The 26,665-nt window shown below is 63.3% G+C and carries 27 protein-coding genes, 1 other RNA gene and 1 pseudogene; 28 read left to right on the top strand and 1 reads right to left on the bottom strand.

Going from position 1 to position 26,665, the window contains the following annotated elements; translation table 11 throughout:
- Positions 1-156, bottom strand: a pseudogene (locus J7367_RS17855) (IS5/IS1182 family transposase); the annotation flags it as partial.
- A gap of 272 nt (positions 157-428) precedes the next feature.
- On the opposite strand from J7367_RS17855, the gene flgB reads away from it, so the two are divergent.
- The 28 genes from flgB (at position 429) to J7367_RS17715 (ending at position 26,650) form a co-directional block, all read left to right on the top strand.
- Positions 429-830: a flagellar basal body rod protein FlgB gene (gene flgB, locus J7367_RS17850; protein WP_003482950.1), complete on the top strand. Its 402-nt coding sequence runs from the start codon at positions 429-431 to the stop codon at positions 828-830.
- Positions 831-833: 3 nt separating this feature from the next.
- The gene (gene flgC / locus J7367_RS17845; protein ID WP_003482953.1) at positions 834-1,241 is read left to right on the top strand and encodes a flagellar basal body rod protein FlgC; all 408 of its coding nucleotides are present in this window, start codon (positions 834-836) and stop codon (positions 1,239-1,241) included.
- A gap of 37 nt (positions 1,242-1,278) precedes the next feature.
- Positions 1,279-1,944, top strand: a complete 666-nt coding sequence (locus tag J7367_RS17840; protein WP_003482955.1) for a flagellar hook capping FlgD N-terminal domain-containing protein — start codon at positions 1,279-1,281, stop codon at positions 1,942-1,944.
- A 31-nt stretch (positions 1,945-1,975) separates the two neighbouring features.
- Positions 1,976-3,199: a flagellar hook protein FlgE gene (flgE, locus tag J7367_RS17835; protein WP_003482957.1), complete on the top strand. Its 1,224-nt coding sequence runs from the start codon at positions 1,976-1,978 to the stop codon at positions 3,197-3,199.
- 165 nt (positions 3,200-3,364) lie between these two features.
- On the top strand, positions 3,365-4,120 hold the full coding sequence (gene flgF, locus J7367_RS17830) for a flagellar basal-body rod protein FlgF (RefSeq protein ID WP_057659396.1): 756 nt from the start codon (positions 3,365-3,367) through the stop codon (positions 4,118-4,120).
- Positions 4,121-5,004: 884 nt separating this feature from the next.
- A complete protein-coding gene (gene flgG, locus J7367_RS17825; RefSeq protein WP_003482961.1) occupies positions 5,005-5,790 on the top strand; it encodes a flagellar basal-body rod protein FlgG in 786 nt (261 codons plus the stop codon).
- A gap of 38 nt (positions 5,791-5,828) precedes the next feature.
- The gene (gene flgH / locus J7367_RS17820) at positions 5,829-6,521 is read left to right on the top strand and encodes a flagellar basal body L-ring protein FlgH (protein ID WP_007971977.1); all 693 of its coding nucleotides are present in this window, start codon (positions 5,829-5,831) and stop codon (positions 6,519-6,521) included.
- Between the two features lie 10 nt (positions 6,522-6,531).
- A complete protein-coding gene (locus tag J7367_RS17815) occupies positions 6,532-7,650 on the top strand; it encodes a flagellar basal body P-ring protein FlgI (RefSeq protein ID WP_007971976.1) in 1,119 nt (372 codons plus the stop codon).
- Between the two features lies 1 nt (position 7,651).
- A complete protein-coding gene (locus J7367_RS17810; protein WP_057659394.1) occupies positions 7,652-8,830 on the top strand; it encodes a flagellar assembly peptidoglycan hydrolase FlgJ in 1,179 nt (392 codons plus the stop codon).
- An 11-nt stretch (positions 8,831-8,841) separates the two neighbouring features.
- Positions 8,842-10,716: a flagellar hook-associated protein FlgK gene (gene flgK, locus J7367_RS17805; RefSeq protein WP_057659392.1), complete on the top strand. Its 1,875-nt coding sequence runs from the start codon at positions 8,842-8,844 to the stop codon at positions 10,714-10,716.
- Entirely contained in the window at positions 10,716-11,921 is a 1,206-nt protein-coding gene (gene flgL, locus J7367_RS17800; protein WP_057659390.1) for a flagellar hook-associated protein FlgL, read from the top strand. Before flgK ends, flgL begins: the two co-directional genes overlap by 1 nt.
- Before the next feature lie 318 nt (positions 11,922-12,239).
- Positions 12,240-13,439 carry a flagellin gene (locus J7367_RS17795; protein ID WP_057659388.1) on the top strand — a complete coding sequence of 400 codons (1,200 nt, stop codon included), beginning with the start codon at positions 12,240-12,242 and terminating at the stop codon, positions 13,437-13,439.
- 173 nt (positions 13,440-13,612) lie between these two features.
- A non-coding RNA gene (locus J7367_RS17790) (sX9 sRNA) lies at positions 13,613-13,689 on the top strand.
- A gap of 165 nt (positions 13,690-13,854) precedes the next feature.
- Complete coding sequence (gene fliD / locus J7367_RS17785) at positions 13,855-15,180, top strand: flagellar filament capping protein FliD (RefSeq protein ID WP_057659386.1); 1,326 nt, start codon at positions 13,855-13,857, stop codon at positions 15,178-15,180.
- Between the two features lie 150 nt (positions 15,181-15,330).
- The gene (fliS, locus tag J7367_RS17780) at positions 15,331-15,744 is read left to right on the top strand and encodes a flagellar export chaperone FliS (RefSeq protein WP_057659384.1); all 414 of its coding nucleotides are present in this window, start codon (positions 15,331-15,333) and stop codon (positions 15,742-15,744) included.
- An 8-nt stretch (positions 15,745-15,752) separates the two neighbouring features.
- The gene (locus tag J7367_RS17775) at positions 15,753-16,046 is read left to right on the top strand and encodes a hypothetical protein (protein ID WP_057659382.1); all 294 of its coding nucleotides are present in this window, start codon (positions 15,753-15,755) and stop codon (positions 16,044-16,046) included.
- On the top strand, positions 16,046-16,612 hold the full coding sequence (locus J7367_RS17770; RefSeq protein ID WP_057659381.1) for a PilZ domain-containing protein: 567 nt from the start codon (positions 16,046-16,048) through the stop codon (positions 16,610-16,612). Before J7367_RS17775 ends, J7367_RS17770 begins: the two co-directional genes overlap by 1 nt.
- A 68-nt stretch (positions 16,613-16,680) precedes the next feature.
- Positions 16,681-17,313, top strand: coding sequence for a response regulator transcription factor (locus J7367_RS17765; protein ID WP_003482986.1), 633 nt, complete (start codon positions 16,681-16,683; stop codon positions 17,311-17,313).
- A gap of 216 nt (positions 17,314-17,529) precedes the next feature.
- Positions 17,530-18,933 (top strand): RNA polymerase factor sigma-54, encoded by a 1,404-nt coding sequence (gene rpoN, locus J7367_RS17760; protein WP_057659378.1) that lies wholly within the window; start codon positions 17,530-17,532, stop codon positions 18,931-18,933.
- A gap of 8 nt (positions 18,934-18,941) precedes the next feature.
- Positions 18,942-19,325, top strand: coding sequence for a response regulator transcription factor (locus J7367_RS17755; protein WP_003482992.1), 384 nt, complete (start codon positions 18,942-18,944; stop codon positions 19,323-19,325).
- Positions 19,318-20,802: a sigma-54 dependent transcriptional regulator gene (locus tag J7367_RS17750; RefSeq protein ID WP_057659376.1), complete on the top strand. Its 1,485-nt coding sequence runs from the start codon at positions 19,318-19,320 to the stop codon at positions 20,800-20,802. Before J7367_RS17755 ends, J7367_RS17750 begins: the two co-directional genes overlap by 8 nt.
- A gap of 118 nt (positions 20,803-20,920) precedes the next feature.
- On the top strand, positions 20,921-22,030 hold the full coding sequence (locus tag J7367_RS17745; RefSeq protein WP_007962154.1) for a DegT/DnrJ/EryC1/StrS family aminotransferase: 1,110 nt from the start codon (positions 20,921-20,923) through the stop codon (positions 22,028-22,030).
- A 64-nt stretch (positions 22,031-22,094) separates the two neighbouring features.
- Positions 22,095-22,316, top strand: coding sequence for an acyl carrier protein (locus J7367_RS17740; protein WP_003482998.1), 222 nt, complete (start codon positions 22,095-22,097; stop codon positions 22,314-22,316).
- A 5-nt stretch (positions 22,317-22,321) separates the two neighbouring features.
- Positions 22,322-23,359, top strand: a complete 1,038-nt coding sequence (locus J7367_RS17735) for a ketoacyl-ACP synthase III (RefSeq protein WP_057659374.1) — start codon at positions 22,322-22,324, stop codon at positions 23,357-23,359.
- Positions 23,356-24,120 carry an SDR family oxidoreductase gene (locus J7367_RS17730; protein ID WP_057659372.1) on the top strand — a complete coding sequence of 255 codons (765 nt, stop codon included), beginning with the start codon at positions 23,356-23,358 and terminating at the stop codon, positions 24,118-24,120. Before J7367_RS17735 ends, J7367_RS17730 begins: the two co-directional genes overlap by 4 nt.
- Entirely contained in the window at positions 24,117-24,851 is a 735-nt protein-coding gene (locus J7367_RS17725; protein WP_057659370.1) for an SDR family oxidoreductase, read from the top strand. The genes J7367_RS17730 and J7367_RS17725 overlap by 4 nt, the downstream gene beginning before the upstream one ends.
- A complete protein-coding gene (locus tag J7367_RS17720; RefSeq protein ID WP_017154665.1) occupies positions 24,848-25,501 on the top strand; it encodes an acetyltransferase in 654 nt (217 codons plus the stop codon). Before J7367_RS17725 ends, J7367_RS17720 begins: the two co-directional genes overlap by 4 nt.
- A 3-nt stretch (positions 25,502-25,504) precedes the next feature.
- Positions 25,505-26,650, top strand: coding sequence for a Rieske 2Fe-2S domain-containing protein (locus J7367_RS17715; RefSeq protein WP_057659368.1), 1,146 nt, complete (start codon positions 25,505-25,507; stop codon positions 26,648-26,650).
- Positions 26,651-26,665 lie beyond the last annotated feature (15 nt).

The following is a 26,665-nucleotide window of genomic DNA, read 5'->3' as shown; positions in this document are numbered from 1 at the left end:
CTGCCGACCTGGCCGCCCCGACACTGGATAGTGCGGCGCGATCAGGGCAAGCAGTTGCTGCCACGGAACAACCTGCTCCATCTCGGCAAGAAAGATCTCGCGCCGGGTCTGCTTACGCTTGCCCAAGCCCTCAGCGTCACCGAACGTCAGCTGCATGGATGAATCCTCTACATAAGGCGATAGTGTCGCGCATCTGCGGTGAGTTGATCAGACCTTCCCTAGGTCCTGATTCCTGCCAGACAGTCTGGTCGGCCTGCAAGTTGCACAGCTAAACACCTGCAGCTTCCCGTGGGCGACCTACGTCGCGATCGCTGCCTGCCCAGCCCGTTTTCCTGCTGCTCCGGGTGCTCTCCCGGCGCGGCCCCTCCCCGGCCTCGATTTGGCACAAACATTGCTTTCTCCCTGGCAACACTTCGCGGGAGAGCACCGTGTCCAGTCCCTTCTCTTCGTTCCTCGGCGTCCATGGCGACGCGTTGACGCTGCGCGAGCAGCGCATGAAGCTCATTGCCAGCAATCTGAGCAATGTGGACACGCCGGGCTACAAGGCCAAGGACCTGAACTTCGAGGCGGCGCTGAAGTCGGCGCAGGGCGAGCAGGATGGCGGTCTGCTGCAGACCACCGACGCCAAGCATTACGAAGTAGGCGGCGGCGCCGGGCTCAACCCCTTCCAGTTCACCCGCGAAGCCGATCAGCCCAGCCTTGACGGCAATACCGTCGATCCCGATGCCGAACGCGCCGCCTACGGCCGCGCTGCGCTGGAATACCGCGCGTCGCTGAGCTTCCTCGAATCCAAGGTGCGCTCGATGCTCACCGCGATCACGGGCCAATAAGTCATGAGCAATCTTCCCATCTTCGATGTGGCCGGCTCGGCCCTGCACGCGCAGTCGGTGCGCCTGAGCACCATCGCGTCCAATCTGGCCAATGCCGATTCGGTCGCAGGCTCGGCCGAGGCCACCTACAAGCCGATCGAGCCGATCTTCCAGGCCCAGCAAAGCCGGCAGGACCCCAGCCTGACCTCGGTGAACGTCAAAGAGATCACCACCACCAATGCACCGCCGATCCGCCGCTACGAACCCGGCCACCCGCTGGCTGACGCCGAGGGCTATGTGTTCTCGCCCGACGTGGACCCGGTCTCGCAGATGGTCAACATGATTTCCGCCTCGCGCAATTACCAGGCAGGCGTGGAAATGCTCAATACCGCCAAGGAACTGGCGCTCGCGACCCTCACCATGGGTCGCTGACCCTTCCTAGCTGACCCTTACCAACGGAACACTCCCTATGAGCACGATCGGCAGCGATCTCTACAAAAGCCTTGGCCTGAGTACCAGCAGCACGGTCGCCAAGAAAGAGGATGCACTCGGCCAGGCCGACTTCCTCAAATTGATGACCGAACAGCTGCAGCATCAAGACCCGCTCAAACCGATGGAAAACAGCGCGTTTCTCGGGCAATTGGCGCAGTTTTCCACCGTGCAGGGCATTGGCGACCTCAATACCAAGGTCAGCAACTTCTCCGACTCGATGAACAGCGACCAGGTGCTCAAGGGCGCAGCGTTGGTTGGCCACAACGTGCTGGTGCCCTCGGCGCAGGTCGCGATCGATGCCACCGGCTCGGCCAAGGGCGTGGTCGCCGCGACCTCGGCCGGTTTCGTCAATTTCGAAATCACCGACGCCAACGGCACCTTCGTCAAACAGATCAGCGTGCCGGCCAGCGCTGCCGGTGAGGTGTCGTTTGACTGGGATGGCACCGACGCAAACGGCAATCGCATGGCGGCCGGCAAGTACGGCGTGACTGCCACCCAGACCGACACCGCCGGCTCCAAAAGCAAGTTGTCTACCTATGTCCAGGCACCGGTGGACAGCGTCACGATCGGCTCGGACGGTTTGTATCTCAACCTGACCGGGCTAGGCACTTCCCCGCTCGCCAACGTGCTCCGCGTCAGCTGAGCCGGCAACCAATACCTAAAGGAACTCATCCATGGGCTTCAATACCTCGTTGTCCGGCATCAACGCAGCCAATGCCGATCTGAACGTCACCTCCAACAACATCGCCAACGTCAACACGACCGGGTTCAAGGAATCGCGCGCCGAGTTTGCCGACATGTTCCAGAGCACCAGCTATGGCCTGTCGCGCAATGCGGTCGGTTCGGGCGTGCGCGTCAGCAACGTGGCCCAGCAGTTCTCGCAGGGCAATATCGACCCGACCGGGCGCAGCCTGGACCTGGCGGTCTCCGGCGAAGGCTTCTTCACCGTCTCGTCCAACGGCGCCAAGATGTACACCCGCGCCGGTAATTTCCAGACCGATGCCAACGGCTATGTGGTCAACCCGCAGGGCGCACGCCTGCAGGTATTCGCACCCAACCCCAGCGGTAATGGTTTCGACGTGGGCCGCCTGTCGGACCTGCAGTTGCTGACCACCGACAGCCCGCCGAAGTCCACCTCCACGGTCAACCTGGCCTTTACCCTGCCGGGCAATGCCACCGCGCCGACCGTGACCCCGTTCAACCCGGCCGACGACAAGACCTATAGCCACTCCACCGGCGGCATCAATGTCTACGACTCGCTGGGCGTCAGCCATGTGCAGACCTCCTACTTCGTCAAGACCGCCAACCCCAACGAGTGGCAGGTCTACAACTACGTGGACGGCGCTGCGGTCGGCGCCCCGACCACCCTGCAGTTCTCCGATACCGGCGCGCTGACCACCCCGGCCAACGGCATCATCGCGATGGACCCGTTCACCCCGAGCACCGGCGCGGGCGTGCTGAACATGCAACTCAACGTCACTGGCTCCACCCAGTACGGCGAAGCCTTCGCCCTGCGCGATACGCGCCAGGACGGCTACGCCAGCGGCAAGCTCAACGAAATCAGCATCGACACCAGCGGCGTGGTGTTCGCGCGCTATTCCAACGGCGCCGACAAACCGCTGGGCCAGGTCGCGCTGAGCAGCTTCGTCAACCCGCAGGGCCTGCAGTCGCAGGGCAACAACATGTGGGCCGAGAGCTACACCTCCGGTGCCGCGCGCACCGGCGCGCCGGACACCTCGGACCTGGGCCAGATCGAATCCGGCTCGCTGGAAGCCTCCACGGTGGACCTGACCGAGCAGCTGGTGAACATGATCGTGGCCCAGCGCAACTTCCAGGCCAACTCGCAGATGATCTCGACCCAGGATCAGGTCACTCAGACGATCATCAATATCCGTTAAAAGCCGGGAATGGGGAATCGGGAGTAGGGAATCGTAAGAGCTGGCATCGCGTGTATTAGATGCCAGCCTTGCACCCTACTCTCCCAGCTTCCCGCGACCCGCTTTTGCGATTCCCGATTCCCGATTCCCGATTCCCGATTCTCCATTCCCGATTCCCGGTGTCCCATGGATAAAGCCCTCTACGTCGCGATGACCGGTGCCCGTGCCTCCCTGCAGGCGCAGAGCACCGTGTCGCACAATCTTGCCAACGTCGATACGGTGGGATTCAAGGCTGCGTTGGCCAATACCGAGGCGTTCAAGATCCAGGGCAAGGGCTATCCGTCGCGGATCGATGCGCTGCATGTGGACCAGGGCTTCGATCGTAGCCAGGGCCATCAGAAGGTGACCGGCAACCCGCTGGACGTGTCGCTGCAGCAGGACCGCTGGCTGGCGGTGCAGTCGCCCGACGGCAGCGAGGCCTACACCCGCAACGGCGAATTGGCGCTCACCGCCAATGGCCAGCTGGTCACCGCCAACGGACATGCGGTGCTGGACGAAGGCGGCAACCCGATGACGATCCCGCCGCACCAGGCGTTGGAGATCGGCAGCGACGGCAGTATTTCGATCATTCCGCAGGGCGAAGGCCCGCAGACCATGGCCATCGTCGGCAAGATGAAGGTGGTGGATGCGCCCGCCGACCGTTTGACGCGGCGCCCCGACGGACTGATGCGCAACACCAGCACCGACCCGGCACAGGCATTTGCGGTGGCCACCGGCAAGACCATCAACAGCGGCATGCTGGAAGGCAGCAACGTGGACGCAGCCGGCGCGCTGGTGGAAATGATCCAGCTGCAACGGCAGTTCGAAATGCAGGTCAAGATCATCAAGAATGGCGACGACAACGCGCAATCGGCCAATTCGCTGCTGCGGGTGAGTGGCTAAACGCGGCGCAGGCCGCCGGCCAACTCGCCAATTTTTTGCTAACGCCGCCGCCAACCGTAAGGCGTGGTTGGCGCCCGCATTGGGCATACCGAAAAATCCGGGGCTTCATTACAGAGTGACTGGTCTGCGGCATGGCTGCAGAGCGGCTAGTCCGTGACCTGGCTGGAGGGCCCTTGCCCGCTCACCCTCCCGGGACACGCCGTGAATCCGTCCATGGAGGCTCTTACGCGGCATCCATGCCGCGTAAGGTCCCGGGAGGGTGAGCGGGCAAGGACCAGTGAAGATGGTCGGTGTCTTTGCGAAAGCAGTGCTCGACGTGCTGGTTGACCGCCACTCGCTTATCCCTTCATCGCGCCTATCGCATGTCCAATGCCCAAGCAAGCAATCCTGAGCAGCAAACTGCCCGATGCATGCGATGACTTGCTTCCGGTTGACCACCAGCCAACTGTCTGGCGCGGTGCCCTCACCGATTGCGGGACCCTTGGCGGCATGGATGCCGCCAAGGAGCCCCCATGGACGGGTTCACGGCGTGTCCCGCGAGCGGTGAGGGCACCGCGCCCTCGACCGACTCAGCTTCTGCCCTGGATTCTGACGCCGACACGTGGCCAACGAGCCTGCAACGCCTGCAATCAAACGAGTTCGCGCCAAGTGATCAGCTGCACTAACCGGCAACCGACCACGAGGTGATCAGCCACGCAAACGCAACCGCCGGCGGCTTGGCGACTTGCCTGCCGCCGCCCCTCCTGCCCTGAGTAGGTCGTCGCGCACCCAGGCGGCGTGATACGGCGCACACCCGGCAGAAATCCGACACCGCTTTGGCACGCCACGTGCATATACCCACCCGTACCCGGAACACATCCCCGGGTCTAACGAGGAATCGGGTCATGAATCAGGCTTTGTGGGTCGCCAAAACCGGACTGGATGCGCAGCAGACGCGCATGTCGGTCATTTCCAACAACCTGGCCAATACCAATACCACCGGCTTCAAACGCGACCGTGCCGCGTTCGAAGACCTGTTGTACCAACAGGTGCGTGCGCCCGGCGGCTCGACCTCCGCGCAGACGCAGCTGCCGACCGGCCTGCAACTGGGGACCGGCGTGCGCGTGGTGTCCACCTTCAAGGGGTTCGACCAAGGCAGCCAGCAGCAGACCGGCCGCGCGCTGGACGTGATGGTCAATGGTCGCGGTTTCTTCGAAGTGCAGATGCCCGATGGCACCTCGGCCTACACCCGCGACGGCACCTTCCAGATCAACGCCCAGGGCGAACTGGTCACCAACAGCGGCTACCCGCTGCAGCCGGGGATCCAGGTGCCGGAAGGCGCGCAGTCGCTGACCATCGGCAACGACGGCACCATCAGCGTCACCCTCGCCGGCCAGGCCGCCGCGCAGGAAATCGGCGCACTGACGTTGACCGACTTCATCAACCCCTCGGGCCTGCAGGCCAAGGGCGAAAACCTGTTCGTCGAAACCACCGCTTCGGGCCCCGCACAAAACGGCACCCCCGGCCTCAACGGCCTGGGTACCACCGTGCAGGGCGCGCTGGAAGGCAGCAACGTCAATACGGTGGAAGAGCTGGTGAGCATGATCGAGACGCAACGCGCCTACGAAATGAATGCCAAGGCCATCTCCACCACCGACTCGATGCTCGGTTACTTGAACAACAACGTCTGATCGGCTCGCCGCTCCTCGCCCTCTCAGGAATCAACGCCATGTCACGCCTGCCTTCTCTCTCCCGCCTGTGCCTCGCCACTGCCTGCAGCGCGCTGCTGGGTGGCTGCGTGGCCGCCGGCGATGTGCGTCCGTTCGCCGAAATGGCGCCGATCGTGCCGGTGGTGGCACCGGTGGCGCAACCGACGGCCGGCGCGATCTATGCCGCCGGCCCCGGCCTGAACCTGTATGGCGACCGCCGTGCCCGCGATGTCGGCGATCTGCTGACGGTGAACCTGGTCGAAAGCACCACCGCCTCGTCCACCGCCAACACCAGCATCAGCAAGAAAGACGCCACCACCATGGCCGCGCCGACCTTGCTGGGCGCGCCGCTCACCGTCGGTGGCTTGAACGTGCTTGAGAACAGCACCAGCGGCGACCGCAGCTTTGCCGGCAAGGGCAACACCGCGCAGAGCAACCGCATGCAGGGCAGCGTCACCGTCACCGTGATGCAACGCCTGCCCAACGGCAACCTGGTGATCCAGGGGCAGAAGAACCTGCGCCTGACCCAGGGCGACGAACTGGTGCAGGTGCAAGGCATCGTGCGCGCCGCCGACATCGCCCCGGACAACACCGTGCCCTCCAGCAAGGTGGCCGACGCCCGCATCGCCTACGGCGGCCGCGGCGCGATTGCACAGTCCAATGCGATGGGCTGGCTGAGCCGCTTCTTCAATTCCCGTCTGTCGCCCTACTGAGCCTGCGACCATGAACCTGTCTTCCCTGCCCTTCCGTCTGCTGGCTGCCGCCGTCGCGCTGTGCGCGATTGCCGCGCCGGCCAGCGCCGAGCGCATCAAGGATCTCGCCCAGGTCGGCGGCGTGCGCGGCAACGCGCTGGTCGGCTACGGCCTGGTGGTTGGCCTGGACGGCAGCGGCGACCGCACCAGCCAGGCGCCCTTTACCGTGCAGAGCCTGAAAAACCTGCTTGGCGAACTGGGCGTCAATGTTCCGGCGAACGTCAACCCGCAGCTGAAAAACGTCGCGGCCGTGGCCATCCATGCCGAATTGCCGCCGTTCGCCAAGCCCGGCCAGCCGATCGACATCACCGTCTCCTCGATCGCCAACGCCGTCTCGCTGCGCGGCGGCTCGCTGCTGATGGCACCGCTGAAAGGCGCCGATGGCCAGGTGTATGCAATGGCCCAGGGCAACCTGGTGGTCGGCGGTTTCGGTGCACAGGGCAAGGACGGCTCGCGCGTCTCGGTCAATGTGCCCAGCGTCGGCCGCATTCCCAACGGCGCCACCGTCGAACGTGCGTTGCCGGACGTGTTCGCCGGCACCGGCGAGATCACCCTCAACCTGCATCAGAACGATTTCACCACCGTCTCGCGCATGGTCGCGGCGATCGACAGCAGCTTCGGCGCCGGCACCGCGCGTGCGGTCGACGGCGTGACCGTGGCGGTGCGCTCGCCGACCGATCCGGGTGCGCGGATCGGCCTGTTGTCGCGGCTGGAAAACGTCGAACTCTCCCCTGGCGATGCACCGGCTAAGGTGGTGGTCAATGCACGGACCGGCACCGTGGTCATCGGCCAGCTGGTGCGGGTGATGCCGGCTGCGATCGCGCATGGCTCGCTGACCGTCACCATCAGCGAAAACACCAACGTCAGCCAGCCGGGCGCCTTCAGTGGCGGCCGCACCGCGGTGACCCAGCAATCGACGATCACGGCCACCTCCGAAGGCAGCCGCATGTTCAAGTTCGAAGGCGGCACCACGCTCGATCAGATCGTACGTGCGGTCAACGAAGTGGGCGCCGCGCCCGGCGACCTGGTGGCCATCCTGGAAGCGCTCAAGCAAGCCGGTGCGCTCACCGCGGAGCTGGAGGTGATCTGACATGCGTATCGCAGCCTCGCCCATTGATCTCAACCCGAGCACCAAGGCCGATCCGGCAAAGATCGACAAGGTCTCACGTCAGCTCGAAGGTCAGTTCGCGCAGATGCTGGTCAAGAGCATGCGCGATGCCAGCGCCGGCGACCCGATGTTTCCGGGCCAAAACCAGATGTTCCGCGAAATGTACGACCAGCAGATGGCCAAGGCGCTGACCAATGGCAAGGGGCTGGGTTTGTCGGCAATGATCTCCAAGCAGCTCAATGGCAACACTGGCGGTCCGGCCTTGAACACCTCGTTGAACACCGCCGAAGCGGCCAAGGCGTATGCCCTGGTTGCCGGCAAGCGCGATGCCTCGTTGCCGCTGCCCGCCCGCGATGGCGCGGCCACCGGCATCACGACCAGCAGCGTGGCCAAGGCGGCCCTGGGCGCAGGCAACTTGAGCGGCATCGGCATGAGCCAGGTGCTGGATCTGATTGCCGGGCGTACCGGCGGTGGCGAATCCGGCAGCGACGATGCGGCAGCGCTGAGCTGGCCGTCGGCCAACGATCGCTGGGCCGATGTGGCCGCCAGCGATGCCGCCGATGCCAATGCTGCGGTCAATGCAAGTGCCGCCAGCAGCGCCGCTGCCAGCCTGGGCGAGCGCACGCCGGAAGGCTTTGTCGCCAAGATCTGGACGCATGCGCAGAAGGCCGCGCGCGAACTGGGCGTGGACCCGCGCGCGCTGGTGGCCCAGGCCGCATTGGAAACCGGTTGGGGCCGTCGCGGCATCGGCAACGGTGGCGACTCCAACAACCTGTTCGGCATCAAGGCCACCGGCTGGAGCGGCGCCAAGGTCACCACCGGCACCCACGAATACGTCAACGGCGTCAAAACCACCGAAACCGCCGATTTCCGCGCCTATGGCTCGGCCGAGGAGAGCTTTGCCGACTACGTGCGGCTACTGAAGAACAACAGCCGTTACCAGACCGCGCTGCAGGCCGGCACCGATATCAAGGGTTTTGCACGCGGCTTGCAACAAGCCGGGTACGCCACCGATCCGGGCTATGCGGCAAAGATCGCGGCGATCGCCAACGGCCCGACCATCGACCGTGCGGTGGCCGCCATCGGCAACGCGGCGGCCGATCTGTCCAACCGCTATGCCAGTACCGCCGAGCCGGCCGGGTTCGGCACCATCCGTCGCTGAGGTAAACGCCCATGTCCATCATGTCCACCGGGACCAGCGCGCTCATCGCCTTCCAACAGGCGTTGTCGACCGTTAGCCATAACGTCGCCAACATCAATACCGAAGGCTATAGCCGCCAACGTGTGGAATTTGCAACGCGCACGCCCACCGACATGGGCTACGGGTTCGTGGGCAATGGCGCCAAGATCACCGATGTGGGCCGGGTGGCCGACCAGCTGGCCATCTCGCGCCTGCTCGACAGCGGCGGCGAACTCTCGCGCCTGCAGCAGCTGTCATCGCTGTCCAACCGCGTCGACGCGCTGTACTCCAACACCGCCACCAACGTGGCCGGGCTGTGGTCGAATTTCTTCGATTCCACCAGCGCGGTGTCGTCCAACGCCTCCTCCACCGCCGAGCGCCAGAGCATGCTCGACAGCGGCAATTCGCTGGCGACGCGCTTCAAGCAGCTCAACGGGCAGATGGACAGCCTGAGCAACGAAGTCAACAGCGGGTTGACCTCCTCGGTGGACGAAGTCAACCGCTTGACGCAGCAGATCGCCAAGCTCAACGGCACCATCGGTAGCAGTGCCCAGGCGGCAGCGCCGGACATGCTGGATCAGCGCGATGCGCTGGTGAGCAAGCTGGTCGGTTTTACCGGCGGTACTGCGGTAATCCAGGATGGCGGCTTCATGAACGTTTTCACCGCCGGCGGCCAGCCGCTGGTGGTTGGTACCACCTCTTCCAAACTCACCACCGTTGCCGACCCGTATCAGCCGACCAAGCTGCAGGTGGCGCTGCAGACCCAAGGCCAGAACGTCAGCCTCAGCGCCAGTTCGCTGGGTGGCCAGATCGGCGGTCTGCTGGAATTCCGCAGCAGCGTGCTCGAGCCGACCCAGGCCGAGCTCGGCCGCCTGGCCGTGGGCATGGCCAGCGCCTTCAATGCCGGCCACAGCCAGGGGATGGACTTGTATGGCGCGATGGGTGGCAACTTCTTCAATATCGGTTCGCCCACCGTTGCCGCCAATCCGAGCAATACCGGCAGCGCATCGCTGAGCGCCAGTTTCGGCAACGTGAGTGCCGTGGACGGCCAGAACGTCACGCTCAGCTTCGACGGCACCAACTGGAAGGCCATCAACGCCAGTACCGGCTCTGCCATGCCGATGACCGGTACCGGCACCGCCGCCGACCCGCTGGTGCTCAATGGCGTCAGCATGGTGGTGGGCGGCACGCCGGCCAGCGGCGACAAGTTCCTGCTGCAGCCCACCGCCGGGCTGGCTGGCAGCTTGTCGGTGGCCATTACCGATCCCTCGCGCATCGCCGCGGCCACTCCGGTCAAGGCCACTGCCACGGTCTCCAACCTGGGCACCGGCAAGATCAGCGACGTCAAGGTCACCAATGCGCAGAATCCCGCGCTGCTGACCCCCTCGTCGATCGCGTTCATCGACGCCAACCAGTACACCATCGATGGCGCCGGCCCGTTCGCCTACACCGCCGGCCAGACCATCAGCGCCAACGGCTGGAGCTTCGCGCTGGACGGCGCACCCAAGGCCGGCGACACCTTCGGCGTCGGCCCGATGGGCGCCGGCTCCAGCGACAACGGCAATGCCAAATTGCTGGCCAACATCGACGATGCCAAGGCGCTCAGCGGTGGCACGGTCACCCTCAATGGCGCGCTCTCCGGCCTGACCACCTCGGTCGGTTCGGCAGCGCGTGCGGCCAGCTATTCGGTCGATGCGCAAAAGGTCATCAACGACCAGGCGCAGGCCAGCCGCGATTCGATTTCCGGCGTCAACCTCGATGAGGAAGCCGCCAACATGCTGAAGCTGCAGCAGGCCTACCAGGCCGCCGCACAGATGATCTCCACCGCCGACACCGTCTTCCAAGCCATCCTGGGTGCCGTACGCTGATGACCGACCGTATCTCCACCAGCATGATGTACAGCCAGTCGGTCGCCTCAATGGGCGCCAAGCAGTCGCGGCTGAACCAACTCGAATCGCAGCTCTCCAGCGGGCAGCGCCTGGTCACCGCCAAGGACGACCCGGTGGCTGCAGGCACGGCGGTCGGCCTGGACCGTGCCCTGGCGGCGATCACGCGCTTCGGCGAAAACGCCAACAACGTGCAGAACCGGCTTGGGCTGCAGGAAACCGCGCTCTCGCAAGCCGGCGACAAAATGGCGCGCGTCACCGAATTGGCGGTGCAGGCCAGCAATTCTTCGCTCAGCCCCGACGACCGCAAGGCGATCGCCTCGGAACTGACGGCGCTGCGCGACAGCATGGTGAGCCTGGCCAACAGCACCGACGGCACCGGGCGCTATCTGTTCGGCGGCGCCGCCGACGGCAGCGCGCCCTTCATCAAGAGCAATGGCGGGGTCACCTACAACGGCGACCAGACCCAGAAGCAGGTCGAAGTGGCGCCGGACACCTTCGTCAGCGACACCCTGCCCGGCAGCGAAATCTTCATGCGCATCCGCACCGGCGACGGCACCGTGGATGCGCACGCCAACGCCGCCAACACCGGAACCGGGCTGCTGCTGGATTTCAGCCGCGATGCCAGCACCGGCAGCTGGAACGGTGGAAGTTACAGCGTGCAGTTCACCGCCGCCAATACCTATGAAGTGCGCGACAGCACCAATACGGTGGTGGGCACCGGCACCTACAAAGAGGGCGAAGACATCAACGCCGCCGGGGTGCGCATGCGCATCAGCGGCGCACCGGCGGTGGGCGACAGTTTCCAGATTGGCGCCTCCGGCACCAAGGACGTGTTCTCCACCATCGGCGACCTGGTCGGCGCGCTCAATTCCGACACGCTGACCCCGGCGCAGAAGACAGCGATGATCAACACGCTGCAGTCGTCGATGCGCAACATCACGCAGGCGTCCTCGAAGATGATCGATGCGCGCGCCTCCGGCGGCGCGCAGTTGTCGGCCATCGACAATGCCAACTCCTTGCTCGAATCCAACGAAGTCACGCTCAAGACCAGCCTGTCGTCGATCCGCGACCTGGACTACGCCTCTGCGATTGGGCAATACCAACTCGAGAAGGCCTCGTTGCAGGCCGCTCAAACGATTTTTCAGCAGATGCAGTCGTCGTCGTTGTTCAACATCATTCGCTGATTTTGCCGCGGAAAACCTGGGTTTCTTCGCTCCTGCACGTGAGCACCTGCGCAGGCGGACGAAGTTTGTTTTTTCGAAGAGTTATACCAGCACTAAAGATTGGCGGGGGGCTGCCGAATAAGCCAAACCCCTTGATACACAACGCTTACGTATTTCGTCCCGACGCAGAAAGACAGTAAAAAATACTGAATTTCGCTAAAGGTTCCCGACGCAACGCCGTTATTCATCTCAGCAGCGGCAACGGCCAACTTGATGGCCCCCCTGCGGAGGCTCCAGGCAAGTCCCCCTTGCCGGAAAAATCGCTTAGGAGAAATCAAAATGGCACAGGTAATCAACACCAACGTAATGTCGCTGAACGCTCAGCGTAACCTCAACACCAACAGCTCCAGCTTGGCGCTGAGCATCCAGCAGCTGTCGTCGGGCAAGCGCATCACCAGCTTTGCCGTAGACGCAGCCGGCGGCGCAATCGCCGAGCGCTTCACCACCCAGATCCGCGGCCTGGACGTTGCCTCGCGCAATGCCAACGACGGCATCTCGCTGTCCCAGACCGCCGAAGGCGCGATGCAGGAAATCGGCAACAACCTGCAGCGTATCCGCGAGTTGTCGGTGCAGTCGGCAAATGCCACCAACTCGTCCACCGACCGCGAGGCGCTGAACTCCGAAGTCAAGCAGCTGACCAGTGAAATCGACCGCGTCGCCAATCAGACCAGCTTCAACGGCACCAAGCTGCTGGACGGCTCGTTCTCCGGCGCGCTGTTCCAGGTGGGCGCCGATGCCGGCCAGACCATCGGCATCAATAGCATCGCCGACGCCAACATCGATACGCTGGGCAAGGCCAACTTCGCCGCCGCCGTTTCCGGCGCTGGCGTCACCGGCACCGCCACCGCTTCTGGTTCGGTCAGCGGCATCAGCCTGTCGTTCAAGGACGCCAGCGGTTCGGCCAAGAGCATCACCATCGCTGATGTCAAGGTCGCCGCCGGCGACAGCGCTGCCGACGTCAACAAGAAGGTTGCCTCGGCGATCAACGACAAGCTCGACCAGACCGGTATGTACGCCTCGATCAAGAGCGACGGCTCGGTGCAGATCGAATCGCTGAAGGCTGGCCAGGACTTCACCTCGCTGTCGGCTGGCACCTCCAGCGCCGCTGGCATCACCGTCGGCGCCGGCATCACCACCGCGTCGGCCGCTTCCGGCTCCACCGCTTCGACCTTGGGCAGCCTGGATATTTCCACGTTCTCGGGCGCTCAGAAGGCCCTGGAAATCGTCGACAAGGCGCTGACCACGGTCAACTCCTCGCGCGCCGACATGGGTGCGGTGCAGAACCGCTTCACCTCCACCATCGCCAACCTGAGCGCAACCTCGGAGAACCTGTCGGCCTCGCGCAGCCGGATCGCCGATACCGACTACGCCAAAACCACCGCCGAACTGACCCGCACGCAGATCCTGCAGCAGGCCGGTACCGCGATGCTGGCCCAGGCCAAGTCGGTTCCGCAGAACGTGCTGAGCCTGCTGCAGTAACTGGCAGTTGCCTGCCGCAGCAATGCGGCAACGCGCCACAGCAAGTCCAAAGCCCCTCTTCGGAGGGGCTTTTTTGTGGCCGCAGCCCGGCCACGCCAGCCTGGACGATTTAGAGCGGCTAACAAAACTACTGCGCAGCCGCCAGGCGGGCGCGGCCGGTGCTCGGAATCGGCATGTACCACTTGTACACTGCGGTTCTGAGCGCGCCGTCCACACACACCTGACGACTGCTCGCTACGTTTTGTTAGCCGCTCTCATTGACGCGCGCCGCCGAATCGACAGGCATGAAAATTGCATCGATAGCTGTCGTGCGCGTGCCCCATCGCTGCCGCTAAAGTCCTCGCGGATGCGGCCGATACCCGTCACGTAATCCCATGCGTCCGTCTGTTTCGGGCGCCCAGACGAGGAATGCAACATGGCATCGGTGATCAGCACTTCCGCCTCCGGATTGGACATCCCTACCGTGGTGTCCACCCTGGTGTCCCGGCAGAGAGACCCCGAGCAGGCACGCATCAACAAGGCCGGTACCGCCGCAACCACGCAGTTGTCGGCGATCAGCCAGATCAAAAGCAGCATGACCACGCTCAAGTCTGCGCTGGACAAGGTGATCAGCAGCGCCGACACAAACGCCTACAAGGCTACGGTGCCAACCGATGCCGGCTTCACTGCCACCACCACCAATTCGGCGGCGCCGGGCAACTATTCGGTGGAAGTGGTCTCGCTGGCGACCTCGCAGAAACTTGCCTCCGGTGCATTCACTGCCGATGCCACGGTGGGCAGCGGCACGCTGACGATCGGCTATGGCGATCAGAGCGTCACCGTGGACATCAGCGGCACCGACAAGCTCACCGACATCGCCGCGGCCATCAACAAGGCTGCCGGCGGCAAGGGCGTGACTGCCAGCGTGGTCACCGCCAACGATGGCCAGCACCTGGTCTTCAATGCGGTCGATTCCGGCACCAAGGGCGCACTGACCATCAGCGCCAGCGACCCCAGCCTGAGCAGCCTGACCTACGGCCCCGGCGTCACCGGCGGGCTGAACCAGACCGTCGCCGCCGCCGACGCGCGGGTACGCGTGGACGGCTTCGAGCGCACGTCCAGCTCCAATACCGTCAGCGACATCGTGCCCGGCGTGGTGCTCACGCTGACCAAGGCCGCTGAAGGCACCAAGTTCACTCTGGGCGTGGCCGCAGATACCAGCGGCCTCAAGGGCAACCTCACCGCGTTCGCCGCGGCCTACAACACCGCCAACACGCTGCTGGCCAAGAGCAGCAGTTACGACGCCACCACCAGGACCGCTTCGGCGTTGACCGGCGATTCGCTGGTGCGCAGCCTGCAACAACAGCTGCGCGGCCAGGTCAGTGGCAACGTCAACGAACTCAAGGCCCTGGGCCTGACCATCGACAAGGATGGCGTGATGAGTTTCGACGGCGCCAAGTTCGACACCGCGATCGCGTCGGACGGTGGCGCCGCGGCCGAGGTGTTCGGCAAGGACGGCAAGTTCAGCGGCAACCTGACCAAGCTACTGGACAGCAACGTCAACGCCACCAACGGCACGCTCACCCTGCGCTCGGATAGCTTGAACAAGACCATCAAGGGCTACGAATCGGACCTGGATGATCTCGATGCGCGTATGGAAAAACTCAGCGACCAATACACCGCGCAGTTCGCCGCGATGGACGCCATGATCAGCAAGTTGCAAGGCAGCACCAGCTCGCTCAGTGGCCTGCTGACAGGCTGATTTCCGTGATGACGATCCTCAAGTCCTGTCAGGGTATTGCCGATACAGGTAAAGCCTATCGTGATGTTGGCCTTGCCTTCCGGCAGGAGCGTCGTCGCAGGAGCGCAGCGCTCCGGGACAAGCGAAGGTCAGCCCATTGAGGAGTCATCCATGTACGGTTCCAATCGTCAGTATGCCGAGCAATACCGCAAGGTCGGCGTGGCCACCAGCGTGACCGAAGCCGATCCGCACAAGCTGGTCTCGCTGCTGTTTGCCGGTGCTTGCCAGCGCATTCGTCTGGCCCAGGCCTGCCTGGCGCAGGGCGACCAGGCGCGCAAGGGCAAGGCCATCGGCGAGGCCTGCGCGATCGTCGGTCATTTGAACGGCTCGCTCGATCACGAAGCCGGTGGCGAGATCGCTGGTAACCTTTCGGCCCTGTACGACTACGTGATGCAGCGGCTGACCGCAGCCAACCTGCACAACGATGAGACCGCGTTGACCGAAGCGCTGGGGTTGCTCAGCGAAATCGACTCGGCGTGGAACTCCATCCCCCTCGAACAACGCGGCCTTTCCGCCGTTTCCTGAGTCCTGCCATGCATAGGGTGCAAAGCCTTCAAGCAGAAATCGCCGACCTCCGCCTGGCCATGGCGCAAGAGGAATTCGAGGCGATGCCGCAAATGCTGGACAAGCACGACCTGCACCTGCGCGAATACGCGCAGCAGGTGGACATCCAGCAGGACCGCGACGCGCTGCAGGCCTTGCTCACCATGCATCAGGACTTGATGCGGATGATGCGCGAGCGGCAGCGCAAGCTGCTGGAGCTGATCCGCGCACAGCGCACCTCATCCTCGGCCAGCCGCGCCTACGCGCGGGTCGGACGGATCTGATGAGCGCGCTCGGCACACTCGCGCCATCCGCCGATGCCGAGCTGTTTGCCGACACGCTCGGTTGCCAATTGCAGTTACCGGCCGGCTTCCGCGCCGGGAGCGAGGCAGGCGCGCACAGCGCCGCAGAAACCCTGTTGCGCAGTCTCGGCCAGGTCGAAGACCTGCGTAGCGAGGAAACCGGCGAAGACCGCGGCGAACTGCCGCTGCTGGTGCAGCGCATGGACGCCAAGCTGGATTTGATGCTGGCGCTGATCGGCCGCCTGGTGCGCCAGGGCGACAGCGGCCTGAGCCAGGGCATGGTGCATTGGTCGGTACGCGGCATCCGCCTGAGTTGCGCAACCAGCCACCCACCGGGCACAACCGGCAGCGTTTGCCTGCAGCCGTCCGACTGGCTTCCTGAACTTGTACAGCTTCCTGCCACCGTGCTGGCGAACGCGAGCGATGGCCATGATGTCTGGTTGTGGCTGCGATTTGCACCGCTCGCCCCGGGACTGCAGGACGCCCTGGAACGCCACCTGTTTCGCTTGCACCGCCGTCAGATCGCCGACGCCCGCCGCCAGCGTTGATCCGATGGTTGGCGCGGGGCGCCGGGTCAGCTAAGGTGCCCTTTACTGAAAAAGGTCTCTTCTGCGCCGTGCGAGTCATCATCGTCGACGATCACACCCTTGTCCGTGCCGGCCTGTCCAGGCTGCTGCAAACCTTCGCCGGCATCGATGTCGTGGGCGAAGCCAGCAACGCGCAACAAGCCCTGGACATGACGTCCCTGCACCGGCCCGATCTGGTGCTGATGGACCTGTCTTTGCCCGGCCGCAGCGGCCTGGATGCCATGACCGACGTGCTGCGCGCTGCGCCGCGCACGCACGTGGTGATGATGTCCATGCACGACGACCCGGTGCATGTGCGCGACGCGCTCGATCGCGGCGCCGTCGGCTTCGTGGTCAAGGACGCCGCGCCACTGGAACTGGAACTGGCGTTGCGCGCCGCCGCCGCTGGCCAGGTGTTCCTGAGCCCGCAGATCTCGTCCAAGATGATTGCGCCGATGCTGGGCCGCGAAAAGCCGGTCGGCATCGCCGCGCTGTCGCCGCGTCAGCGCGAGATCCTGCGTGAAATCGGCCGCGGCCAGAGCAACAAGGAAATCGCTGCCGATTTGGGCATCAGCGTCAAGACCGTGGAAACCCACCGCGCCCGCATGATGGAATCGCTCGGGTGCCGTCGCGCCAACGATCTGGTGCTGCTGGCCGCCAAACATCACAACGAGTTGGTCTGACGCTCCCGCCGGGCACGCGTGGGCCAGCGACGGTTAAAACAGTGACGGGATTCCGGCGGGCATGCTTGAGCCCGCCCGCAACGTCAGGAAGTTCCCGACAGGCTGTCGGGAAAATCATGAGCCGCCTCACCCGACTCCCTGATTAGAAACCCGTCGCGTTGTCCTGCAAGATGCATTCCATCGCTGCTGTGTGCAGCGCCCATCGGAAGCGCTTCCATGAAGACGACCATTTCCGCCCAGCTTGGCCAGCAACTGCACCTCACCCCGCAGTTGCTGCAGTCGATCCGTCTGTTGCAGTTGGACGGCATGCAGTTGGAACTGGAAATCCGTCGCGCCCTGGAAACCAATCCGTTGCTGGAGTTGGAAGAGCTGGCCGATAACGGGGACGAGGCCGCCACCAACAACGATGGCGCCAGCGATATCGCCGCGTTCGACGAGCTGCCGGAAAGCACGATGTGGGACGTGCAGGGCAGCAGTTGGAACGATGGGGACGACGATCGCATGCAGCGCGTGGCCGCCGGCGAGTCGACCGACCCGCATGTGCGCATCCTGCGCGAGCTGGCGCTGGACCTGGACGAGGCGGCGTTGGGGGCCGCTGCGTTCTGGCTGGAACAGACCGACGACGCCGGTTACCTGACCGAAGCGCTGTCGACGCTGCAACAGCTGGGCGCCACCCGTCTGGGTATGACCGTGCCGGCGGTGGAAGCGATCCGGCAGCGGTTGCTGCACGGCGACCCGGCCGGTCTGGCGGCCTGCGATCTGCGCGAGTGTCTGCAGGCCCAGTTGAGCGCCCTGCCCGGCCGCGTGCCGGCACGCCATCTGGCTGCGCGCATCCTCGACGGCGATCTGGAGCTGCTTGCCGCGCACGACTACACGGTGCTGGCGCGCGCACACGATGCCGAAGTGGACGATGCGCGCGAAGCGGTACGGCTGATCCTGTCGCTGCAACCGCGCCCGGGCGACGACCTGCTGCAGGAAAGCAATGCCAGCGTGATCCCGGATGTGCTCGCCTGGCATGCCGATGACAGCTGGCGCGTCGCACTCAACCCGGCCACCACCCATCGCGTCAGCATCAACCCGGTGCACGAACGCGCGCTGGCCGATGCCGGCGAGGCCGCGCAGCCGTTGCGCGACATGCTGCAGGAAGCGCGCTGGCTGACCCGCGGGCTGTCGATGCGCTATGAGACCCTGCTGCGCGCGACGCGCGCCATCGTCGAACGCCAGGCCGCCTTCCTGGCGCGTGGCGAAGAAGCCATGGCACCGCTGACGCTGAAGGAAATCGCCGACGAGATCGGCATGCACGAATCGACCATTTCGCGCATCACCACCGGCAAGTACATCCAGACCCCACGCGGCACCTTCGAGCTCAAGCACTTCTTCGCCGTGCGGCTGGAAGGCGCCAGCGTCTCCGGCCAGGCCGTCAAGGCGATGGTGCGTCGCCTGATCGAAAGCGAGCCGGCCGGGCGGCCGCTGGCCGACGAGGCCATTGCCGGATTGCTGTCGCGGCAAGGCGTTAACATTGCGCGCCGCACCGTGGCCAAGTACCGCGAACAACTTGATATCGCACCGGCACGCGAGCGCCGCCGCACCACCAAACCGCTGCTTGCCCGGGCAGGATAAGGACTACTATGAGCAAACTCACCGTGCTGCTGGTCGACGACCACGAGGGCTTCATCAACGCTGCGATGCGTCATTTTCGCAAGGTCGACTGGCTCAATATCGTGGGCAGTGCCGCCAATGGGCTGGAAGCGATCGAGCGCTCTGAGTCGCTGCGCCCCAATGTCGTGCTGATGGACCTGGCCATGCCGGAGATGGGCGGGCTGCAGGCCACGCGTCTGATCAAGACGCAGGACGATCCGCCGTATATTGTCATCGCGAGCCACTTCGATGATGCCGAGCATCGTGAACACGCTCTTCGCGCGGGTGCTGACAATTTTGTCAGCAAGCTGTCCTATATCCAGGAAGTCATGCCAATCCTGGAGGGCCTGACGGAAGGAGCCAGGAATGAGTGAGTCCCGCATTCTGTTGATCGACAGTGACGCCGTGCGCGCCGAGCGCACCGTCTCGCTGCTCGAGTTCATGGACTTCAACCCCCGCTGGGTCACCGACGGCGCCGACATCAATCCTGGCCGTCACCGCCACGATGAGTGGATGGCGGTGATGGTGGGCTCGGCGCAGGACGCTGCGCAGGCCGACAAATTCTTCGACTGGCTGGCCGATGCCAAGCTGCCGCCACCGGTGTTGCTGATGGAGGGCAGCCCGAGCGCGTTTGCGCAGACCCACGGCCTGCACGAAGCCAATGTATGGGCGTTGGACACCCCCCTGCGTCATGCGCAGCTGGAAGCGTTGCTGCGCCGCGCAAGCCTCAAACGGCTGGACGCCGAGCATCAGGCCGGTGTGCAGCAGGACTCCGGCCCAACCGGCAACAGCGAAGCGGTGACCCGCCTGCGCCGGCTGATCGACCAGGTGGCTGCGTTCGACACCACTGTGCTGGTGCTGGGCGAATCCGGTACCGGCAAGGAAGTGGTCGCACGCGCCATCCACCAGCACTCGCCGCGGCGCGACGGGCCGTTTGTGGCGATTAATTGCGGCGCGATCCCGCCGGATCTGCTGGAAAGCGAATTGTTCGGCCACGAAAAAGGCGCCTTCACCGGTGCGCTGACCACCCGCAAGGGTCGCTTCGAGATGGCCGAAGGCGGAACGCTGCTGCTGGACGAAATTGGCGACATGAGCCTGCCGATGCAGGTCAAGCTGCTGCGCGTGCTGCAGGAGCGCAGCTTCGAGCGCGTTGGCGGCGGGCAGACCATCCGCTGCAACGTGCGCGTGATCGCCGCGACCCACCGCAATCTGGAATCGCGCATCAGCGATGGCCAGTTCCGCGAGGACCTGTTCTATCGCCTCAATGTGTTTCCGATCGAAATGCCGGCACTGCGCGAGCGTGTGGACGATCTGGCCATGCTGGTGCAGACCATTGCAGGCCAGCTGGCACGCACCGGTCGCGGCGAAGTGCGCTTTGCCGACGAGGCCCTGCAGGCGCTGCGCAGCTACGATTGGCCGGGCAATGTGCGCGAGCTGACCAACCTGGTCGAGCGCCTGGCGGTGCTGCATCCCGGCGGGCTGGTGCGGGTGCAGGATCTGCCGGCGCGTTATCGCGGCGACTTCGCTTCGGCCATTCCGGTCGAGCTGCCGCCGGAGCCGGAGTTGGTGGCCGCACCGGTTGAGGTCAGCGCACTGCCGAGCAATGTGGTGACGCTGCAACCAAAGACCGCCGATGCCGAACCGGTCGCGACGTCCAGCCTGCCGGACGACGGCATCGATCTGCGTGGGCATATGGCCAACATCGAGTTGGCGTTGATCAACGAAGCATTGGAACGTACGCAGGGCGTGGTGGCGCATGCCGCTCAGCTGCTGGGCCTGCGCCGCACCACGTTGGTGGAGAAGCTGCGCAAGTACGGCATCGATCGCGAGCAGACCGAGCTGGCCAACTGAGCCCGCACACGCGCAGGTTCCGCTCGCCGGCATAGCGCTTGCTTCAGCAGGATCACTCCGTTCGCAGCTGCCGGCTGCGACGGAATCCCGACCTTCACCAGCACCTGCCGAGGCATTGATGCCCATCCCCGTCACCAGTCCGCTGTTGCCGCCGCTGGAAGAATTTCTGCCCTATCTGGAGCGGATCTGGAGCAGCCGCATCGTCAGCAACGGTGGCGAGATGCACCATGCACTCGAACGCGCACTGTGCGAGTACCTGGGGGTGCCGCACCTGGCATTGCTGACCAACGGCACCACCGCCCTGATCACCGCGTTGCAGGCGCTGCGCATCACCGGTGAAGTGATCACCACGCCCTACTCGTTCGTTGCCACGGCGCATTCGCTGTTGTGGAAAAGCATCACCCCGGTGTTCGTGGACATCGACCCGGTGACGCTCAACATGGACCCTTCGAAGATCGAAGCGGCCATCACCCCGCAGACCACCGCGATCATGCCGGTGCATTGCTACGGCACTGCCTGCGATACGACAGCCATCACGCGTATTGCCGACATCTACAACCTCAAGGTCATCTACGACGCTGCGCATGCCTTCGGTGTGCGCGATGACGGCGGCTCGATACTGCGCCATGGCGACCTGAGCGTGTTGAGCTTCCATGCGACCAAGGTCTTCAACACCTTCGAAGGCGGCGCGATTGTCTGTCCCGACGAAAGGAGCTACCAGCGCATCGGGCATCTGAAGAACTTCGGCTTCGTCGACGAAACCACGGTGGTGGCACCGGGCATCAACGGCAAGATGAACGAGATCAGCGCGGCGTTCGGCCTGCTACAGCTACAGCACATCGACGACGCCATCGCCCAGCGCAGCGCCATCGATGCGCAATACCGCCAACGGTTGAGCGATGTGCGCGGCATCCGCTGCGTTGCGCGGCCCGCTCATTCCCGCGCCAATTACGCATATTTCCCGGTACTGGTGCAGGACGACTACCCGCTGTCGCGCGATGCGCTGTACCAATTGATGCGCGAGCACGGCATTCTGGTGCGGCGCTATTTCTATCCGTTGATCAGCGACTTCCCGATGTACCGTGCTCTGCCCTCGTCGGCGCCGGCATGGTTGCCGGTGGCGCGCTCAGTGGCGGCGCAGGTGTTGTGCCTGCCGATTTTTCCTGGCTTGAGTCGCGATCAGGTCGATACCATCGCCGATCTCATTGCCGGCCAACAGGCGACATGACCGTACAACGCTACACCTGCATTTCAACCTCACATCTCTACAACAGGCACCCAGGCGAGCTCGCATGACCCAGGCAACATTTATCGAGAACTTCCTCTCCGCCACCGACTTCCAGGAGCCGGTGGAGGTCACCATGGACACCGCCCTGGCCGACTTGCCTGAGTGGGATTCGCTCTCAGCGTTGGGAGTAATCGTCATGTTCGACGTGGATTACGGAAAGGTCATTACCGGCGACGATCTCAAGAACTGCGTCACCCTAAACGATCTCTACAAACTGCTGGGGTAAAGCTTATGGGACTGTCCACTCTTAGTAATGTCCGCTTTGCGGGCATGGCGAGTTGCGTGCCCAAGCGGATCATTTCCAACCTGACCGATTGCCCGCCGAAGATGCGCTCGGAACGCGAGCGCCTGGTGCGTAACATCGGCATCGAGTTTCGTCGCATTTGCCCAAGCTGGCAGACGTTTTCCGATCTTGCGCTCATCGCCACGGAAAAGCTGCTTGCAGAGCTGCAATGGGACAAGGAAGAAATCGATGCACTGATTGTCGTGACGCAATCACCCGACTACCCCATCCCAGCCACGGCCATCATCATGCAGCACCGGCTGCAATTGCCACAGACCGCCATCGCCTTCGATGTCAATCTCGGCTGCTCCGGCTATCCCTTTGGCCTGCACCTGGTGGGCAGCATGATTGCGGCGGGCACCATCAAGAAAGCGCTTCTGCTGGTCGGCGACCGCTCCGCCACACTTCTGGACCCATTGTTCTCCGACGCGGGCACCGCCACGGCGCTGGAGTTCGACAAGAATGCGCCACCCATGCATTTCGACTTGAACAGCGATGGTAGCGGCTACAGGGCCATCATGTTGCCCATAGGTGGACACCGTGAGCCTTATGGACCTCAGCATATCTCTCCCACACGTGACGAAAACGGTGTGCTGCACTGGCCAGGTGAACTCATTCTGGATGGCCCGGCCGTATTGAGCTTCTCGACCCAACGAGTGCCTCCAGCGGTGGAAAGATTGCTTGAGTATTCCGGTGCTGCTAAGGACAGCGTTGATTTCTTCGTTTTCCATCAGGCCAACAAAATGATCAACGAAACCATCCGCAAGAAGTTGGCGCTGCCTGCTGAGAAAGTGCCGTCAACCCTGCGAGACTTCGGTAATACCAGTGGCGCTTCCCTGCCCATCACCATGACCGTCCGTCTGAACGACACGCTGATCAAGGCCAGGCACCGCCTGTTGCTTGCCGGCTTCGGCATTGGCCTGTCCTGGGGCACAGCCATCGTGGACGTCGAAAATGCAGCCTTTCCGGCACTGATCGAAGCATGAACGCCGAGCGCGATCCGTTTTCCCTGGAAGGCAAGCGCATCCTGGTGACTGGTGCTTCATCGGGTATCGGTCGACAAATTGCCATCACCTGCTCACAGATGGGGGCGTGCGTCGTCATCACCGGGCGCAATACCGCGCGGTTGCAAGACACATTCAACCAACTGGAAGGCCAAGGCGACACGCAAGTGGTAGCGGACTTGGCGCAACAGGAAGGCATTGACCGGGTCGTTGGTGCAAGCGGCATCATCAATGGATTGGCACACGCAGCTGGCATGTCCAAGCTGACCCCCTTTCGAATGATCGGTCACGCGCACCTGGACGAGACATTTGCAAGCAACACCTACGCACCCATGCTACTGACGCGAGGCCTGTTGGCGAAGAAGCAGATCGCGCCGGGCGGATCCCTGCTATTCATTGCCTCAATTGCTTCACATATCGGGCCGCTGGCGAGCAGCGCATACGCTGCTAGCAAAAGCGCCCTGCTGGGCATGATGCGCTCGCTGGGTATGGAAGTAGCCAAGCAAGGCATGCGCGCCAACTGCATCGCACCGGGCTACGTACGCACTCCGCTGCTGGATGGCTTGCAGGGAAGCGGCGGCAATATGGACAGCCTGTTTGAATTGACGCCACTTGGCATGGGCGAGCCGGAAGACGTGGCTTATGCAGCAGTGTTCTATCTATCCGATGCCAGCCGCTGGATCACGCGCAACCACTTCATTCTTGATGGCGGTTTTTCTGTACCGATGGACATCTACGCATGAGTAACGCGGCGCAACGCGCTTTTTCACTGGAGGGCAAGACCATTTTGGTCACAGGCGCTTCATCGGGCATCGGCAGGCAAATTGCCGTTTCCTGCGCGCGACGCGGGGCGTGCTTGGTGATTACCGGACGCGACGCAGATCGCCTTCAGGAAACCTACAATCTGCTGGAGGGGCAAGGGCATCTCCAGGTGCTGGCCGACCTGACCGAAGCCGAAGGCCGTGAACGACTGGTACAGGGCATTTCCAGCCTAGATGGCTTGGTGCACTGCGCTGGCAGGCAGCGCTTGAGCCCCATCAGGCAGGTGACCGAAAAGCTCATGACCGATGTCTATGCAGTCAATTTCCTCGCCCCTGTCATGCTCACCCAGCGGCTGTTGCAGGCCAACGCTCTTGCGCCTCAAAGCTCCATCGTCTTCATGCTGTCCACTGCGGCCCATATCGGCACACCCGGGGTAGGACCATATTCGGCCATGAAGTCAGCCCTGCTCGGCATCATCCGTTGCCTGTCCATGGAGCAGGCCAAACGCAAGATTCGGGTCAATGGCATGTCTCCCTCTGCAGTGGCGACGCCCATCTGGGACGCAACCCATCTAGAAGCACAGCGAAAACGCCATCCGCTCGGATTAGGCACCCCGGAGGACGTGGCGAACGCTGCAATCTATCTGTTGTCCGATGCCAGCCGCTGGGTAACCGGGACCAGTTTGGTAATGGACGGTGGGGCTGTCCTGTGACCTATTCCGTGCTCATCGTCGGCGCGGGCGGTTGGGGCCGCGAGGTCCTTGAGCAAATGCAAGGCGATATTGCACATGGCAAGGAATGGGAAGTCACCGGATTCCTGGACAGCCGCAAGCATATTCTCGATGGTTTCGATACTGGGGTACCCATCGTCGGCGACCCTTTGACATACGTGCCGCGTGGCAACGAGGCCTTTGTCTGCGCGCAAGGCGACCCATTGGAACGGCGGAAGTACATTCAACCGCTGCTTGCGAAGGGGGCCTCGTTCATCCCGATCTGCACCGAGGCGCACCTCAGTCGCCGCGTACGTCTAGGCACAGGTTGCTTTCTCGGCAACCAGGTCCACGTTGGGCCCGATGTGTGGATCGGGGATTTTGCAAATCTGCTCACTTGGTCGGTGATTGGACACGATGTACGCATTGGCAATTATGCTCATGTGGGCGCACAGGTTTTCATGGGCGGCGGCGTGCAGATAGGCGACTTCGCAGTCGTGCACCCGCGTGCCACCCTGGTGCCCGGTATCAAGGTGGGTGAGCACGCTGTCGTGGGCACCGGTGCAGTCGTGCTGAAGGATGTGCCGGCGGGCGCCACCGTGTTCGGCAATCCGGCCAAGATCGTATTCCACAAGAACATGACGATGGACTGATCCATGCGATCCAGGATGCACCCCAACTATTACTTGTCGCAGGAAATCTTTGATCGCGAGCAGCGCAAGATCTTCCGCAAGGTGTGGTTGTTCGCAGGGCTTAAAACGCTGCTGAAGGATCACAATTGTTTTGTCACACGCAAGATCGCAGGCATCCCCGTGGTCATCCAGAACTTCCACGGTGAAATTCGCGCGTTCGAGAACGTTTGCCTCCACCGTAGCGCGCTAATCCAGGCCGATGCTATTGGCTGCCGCCCGTTGGTGTGCCCTTACCACGCTTGGAGTTACGACGAACGAGGCCGTGTCAGGAACATCCCGGACTGTGGCGCGATCTATCGCATCGACGATAATGAAAAGAACAACCTCAAGCTGCGCGAATTCTCACTGCACGCTATTGGCAACGTACTGTTTGTCAACCTAGATCCTAACCCGATGCCAATCGAGGAGCAGTTTTCGGCAGACTTCATCGCCTTGCTGGAAAGCAGTTCCAACGCTTATGACAGTGAGGTCATGGTGACGACATGGCATGGGCGTTACAACTGGAAGCTCGCTTACGAAAACCTTCGCGATGCCAATCACCCGCGCTTCGTCCATCCTAAGACCCTGGCCAAGAGTGTCAGCTTCGTTCCCCAAGTAAGCGAAGAACAGGCAAAGGAGTCCATCGAACCCTTGCAAGACACATCGCCGGCGTCCCTGAGACGCGAAATGCGCCGCTTCAGCTTCGGTGGGGCGGAGGCATCCATCCCCGACCTTAGAGACTTTGGCTGGTACGATAAAGTCGAACGCTGGGGCAAGCAGGACGCCTACTTCAACTGGTTGGCTTTCCCGAACTTGCATATCGCAAGTGCGAACGGCGGCTACTCCTTCACGCTGGAACACCACGTCCCGGTCGCGCCGGACAGGACCGACTTGGAAGTCCATTGGTTCAGCGCACGCAAGAAGCGGCCTTATGGGTTTTCCGGCCAGGTGTTACTGGCACAAATGCACGGCAGCAAAACGGTGGTGGGCGAAGACGTGGACATCATGGAGCGGGTGCAGGCCGCATTGCATACAGATGCTCCGCTGCCCACCCAGGGTGCCTACGAATCCATGAATCGCCTGGTCGAACGCTGGTATGAAACCCTGATGGAAACCGAACATGAAATCTAAGGAAGGTCTGATCAA

It is taken from the genome of Xanthomonas sp. D-36-1 (assembly GCF_017746155.1).
GTDB lineage: Bacteria > Pseudomonadota > Gammaproteobacteria > Xanthomonadales > Xanthomonadaceae > Xanthomonas > Xanthomonas cissicola.
This window is presented reverse-complemented; position numbering and strand designations above follow the sequence as displayed.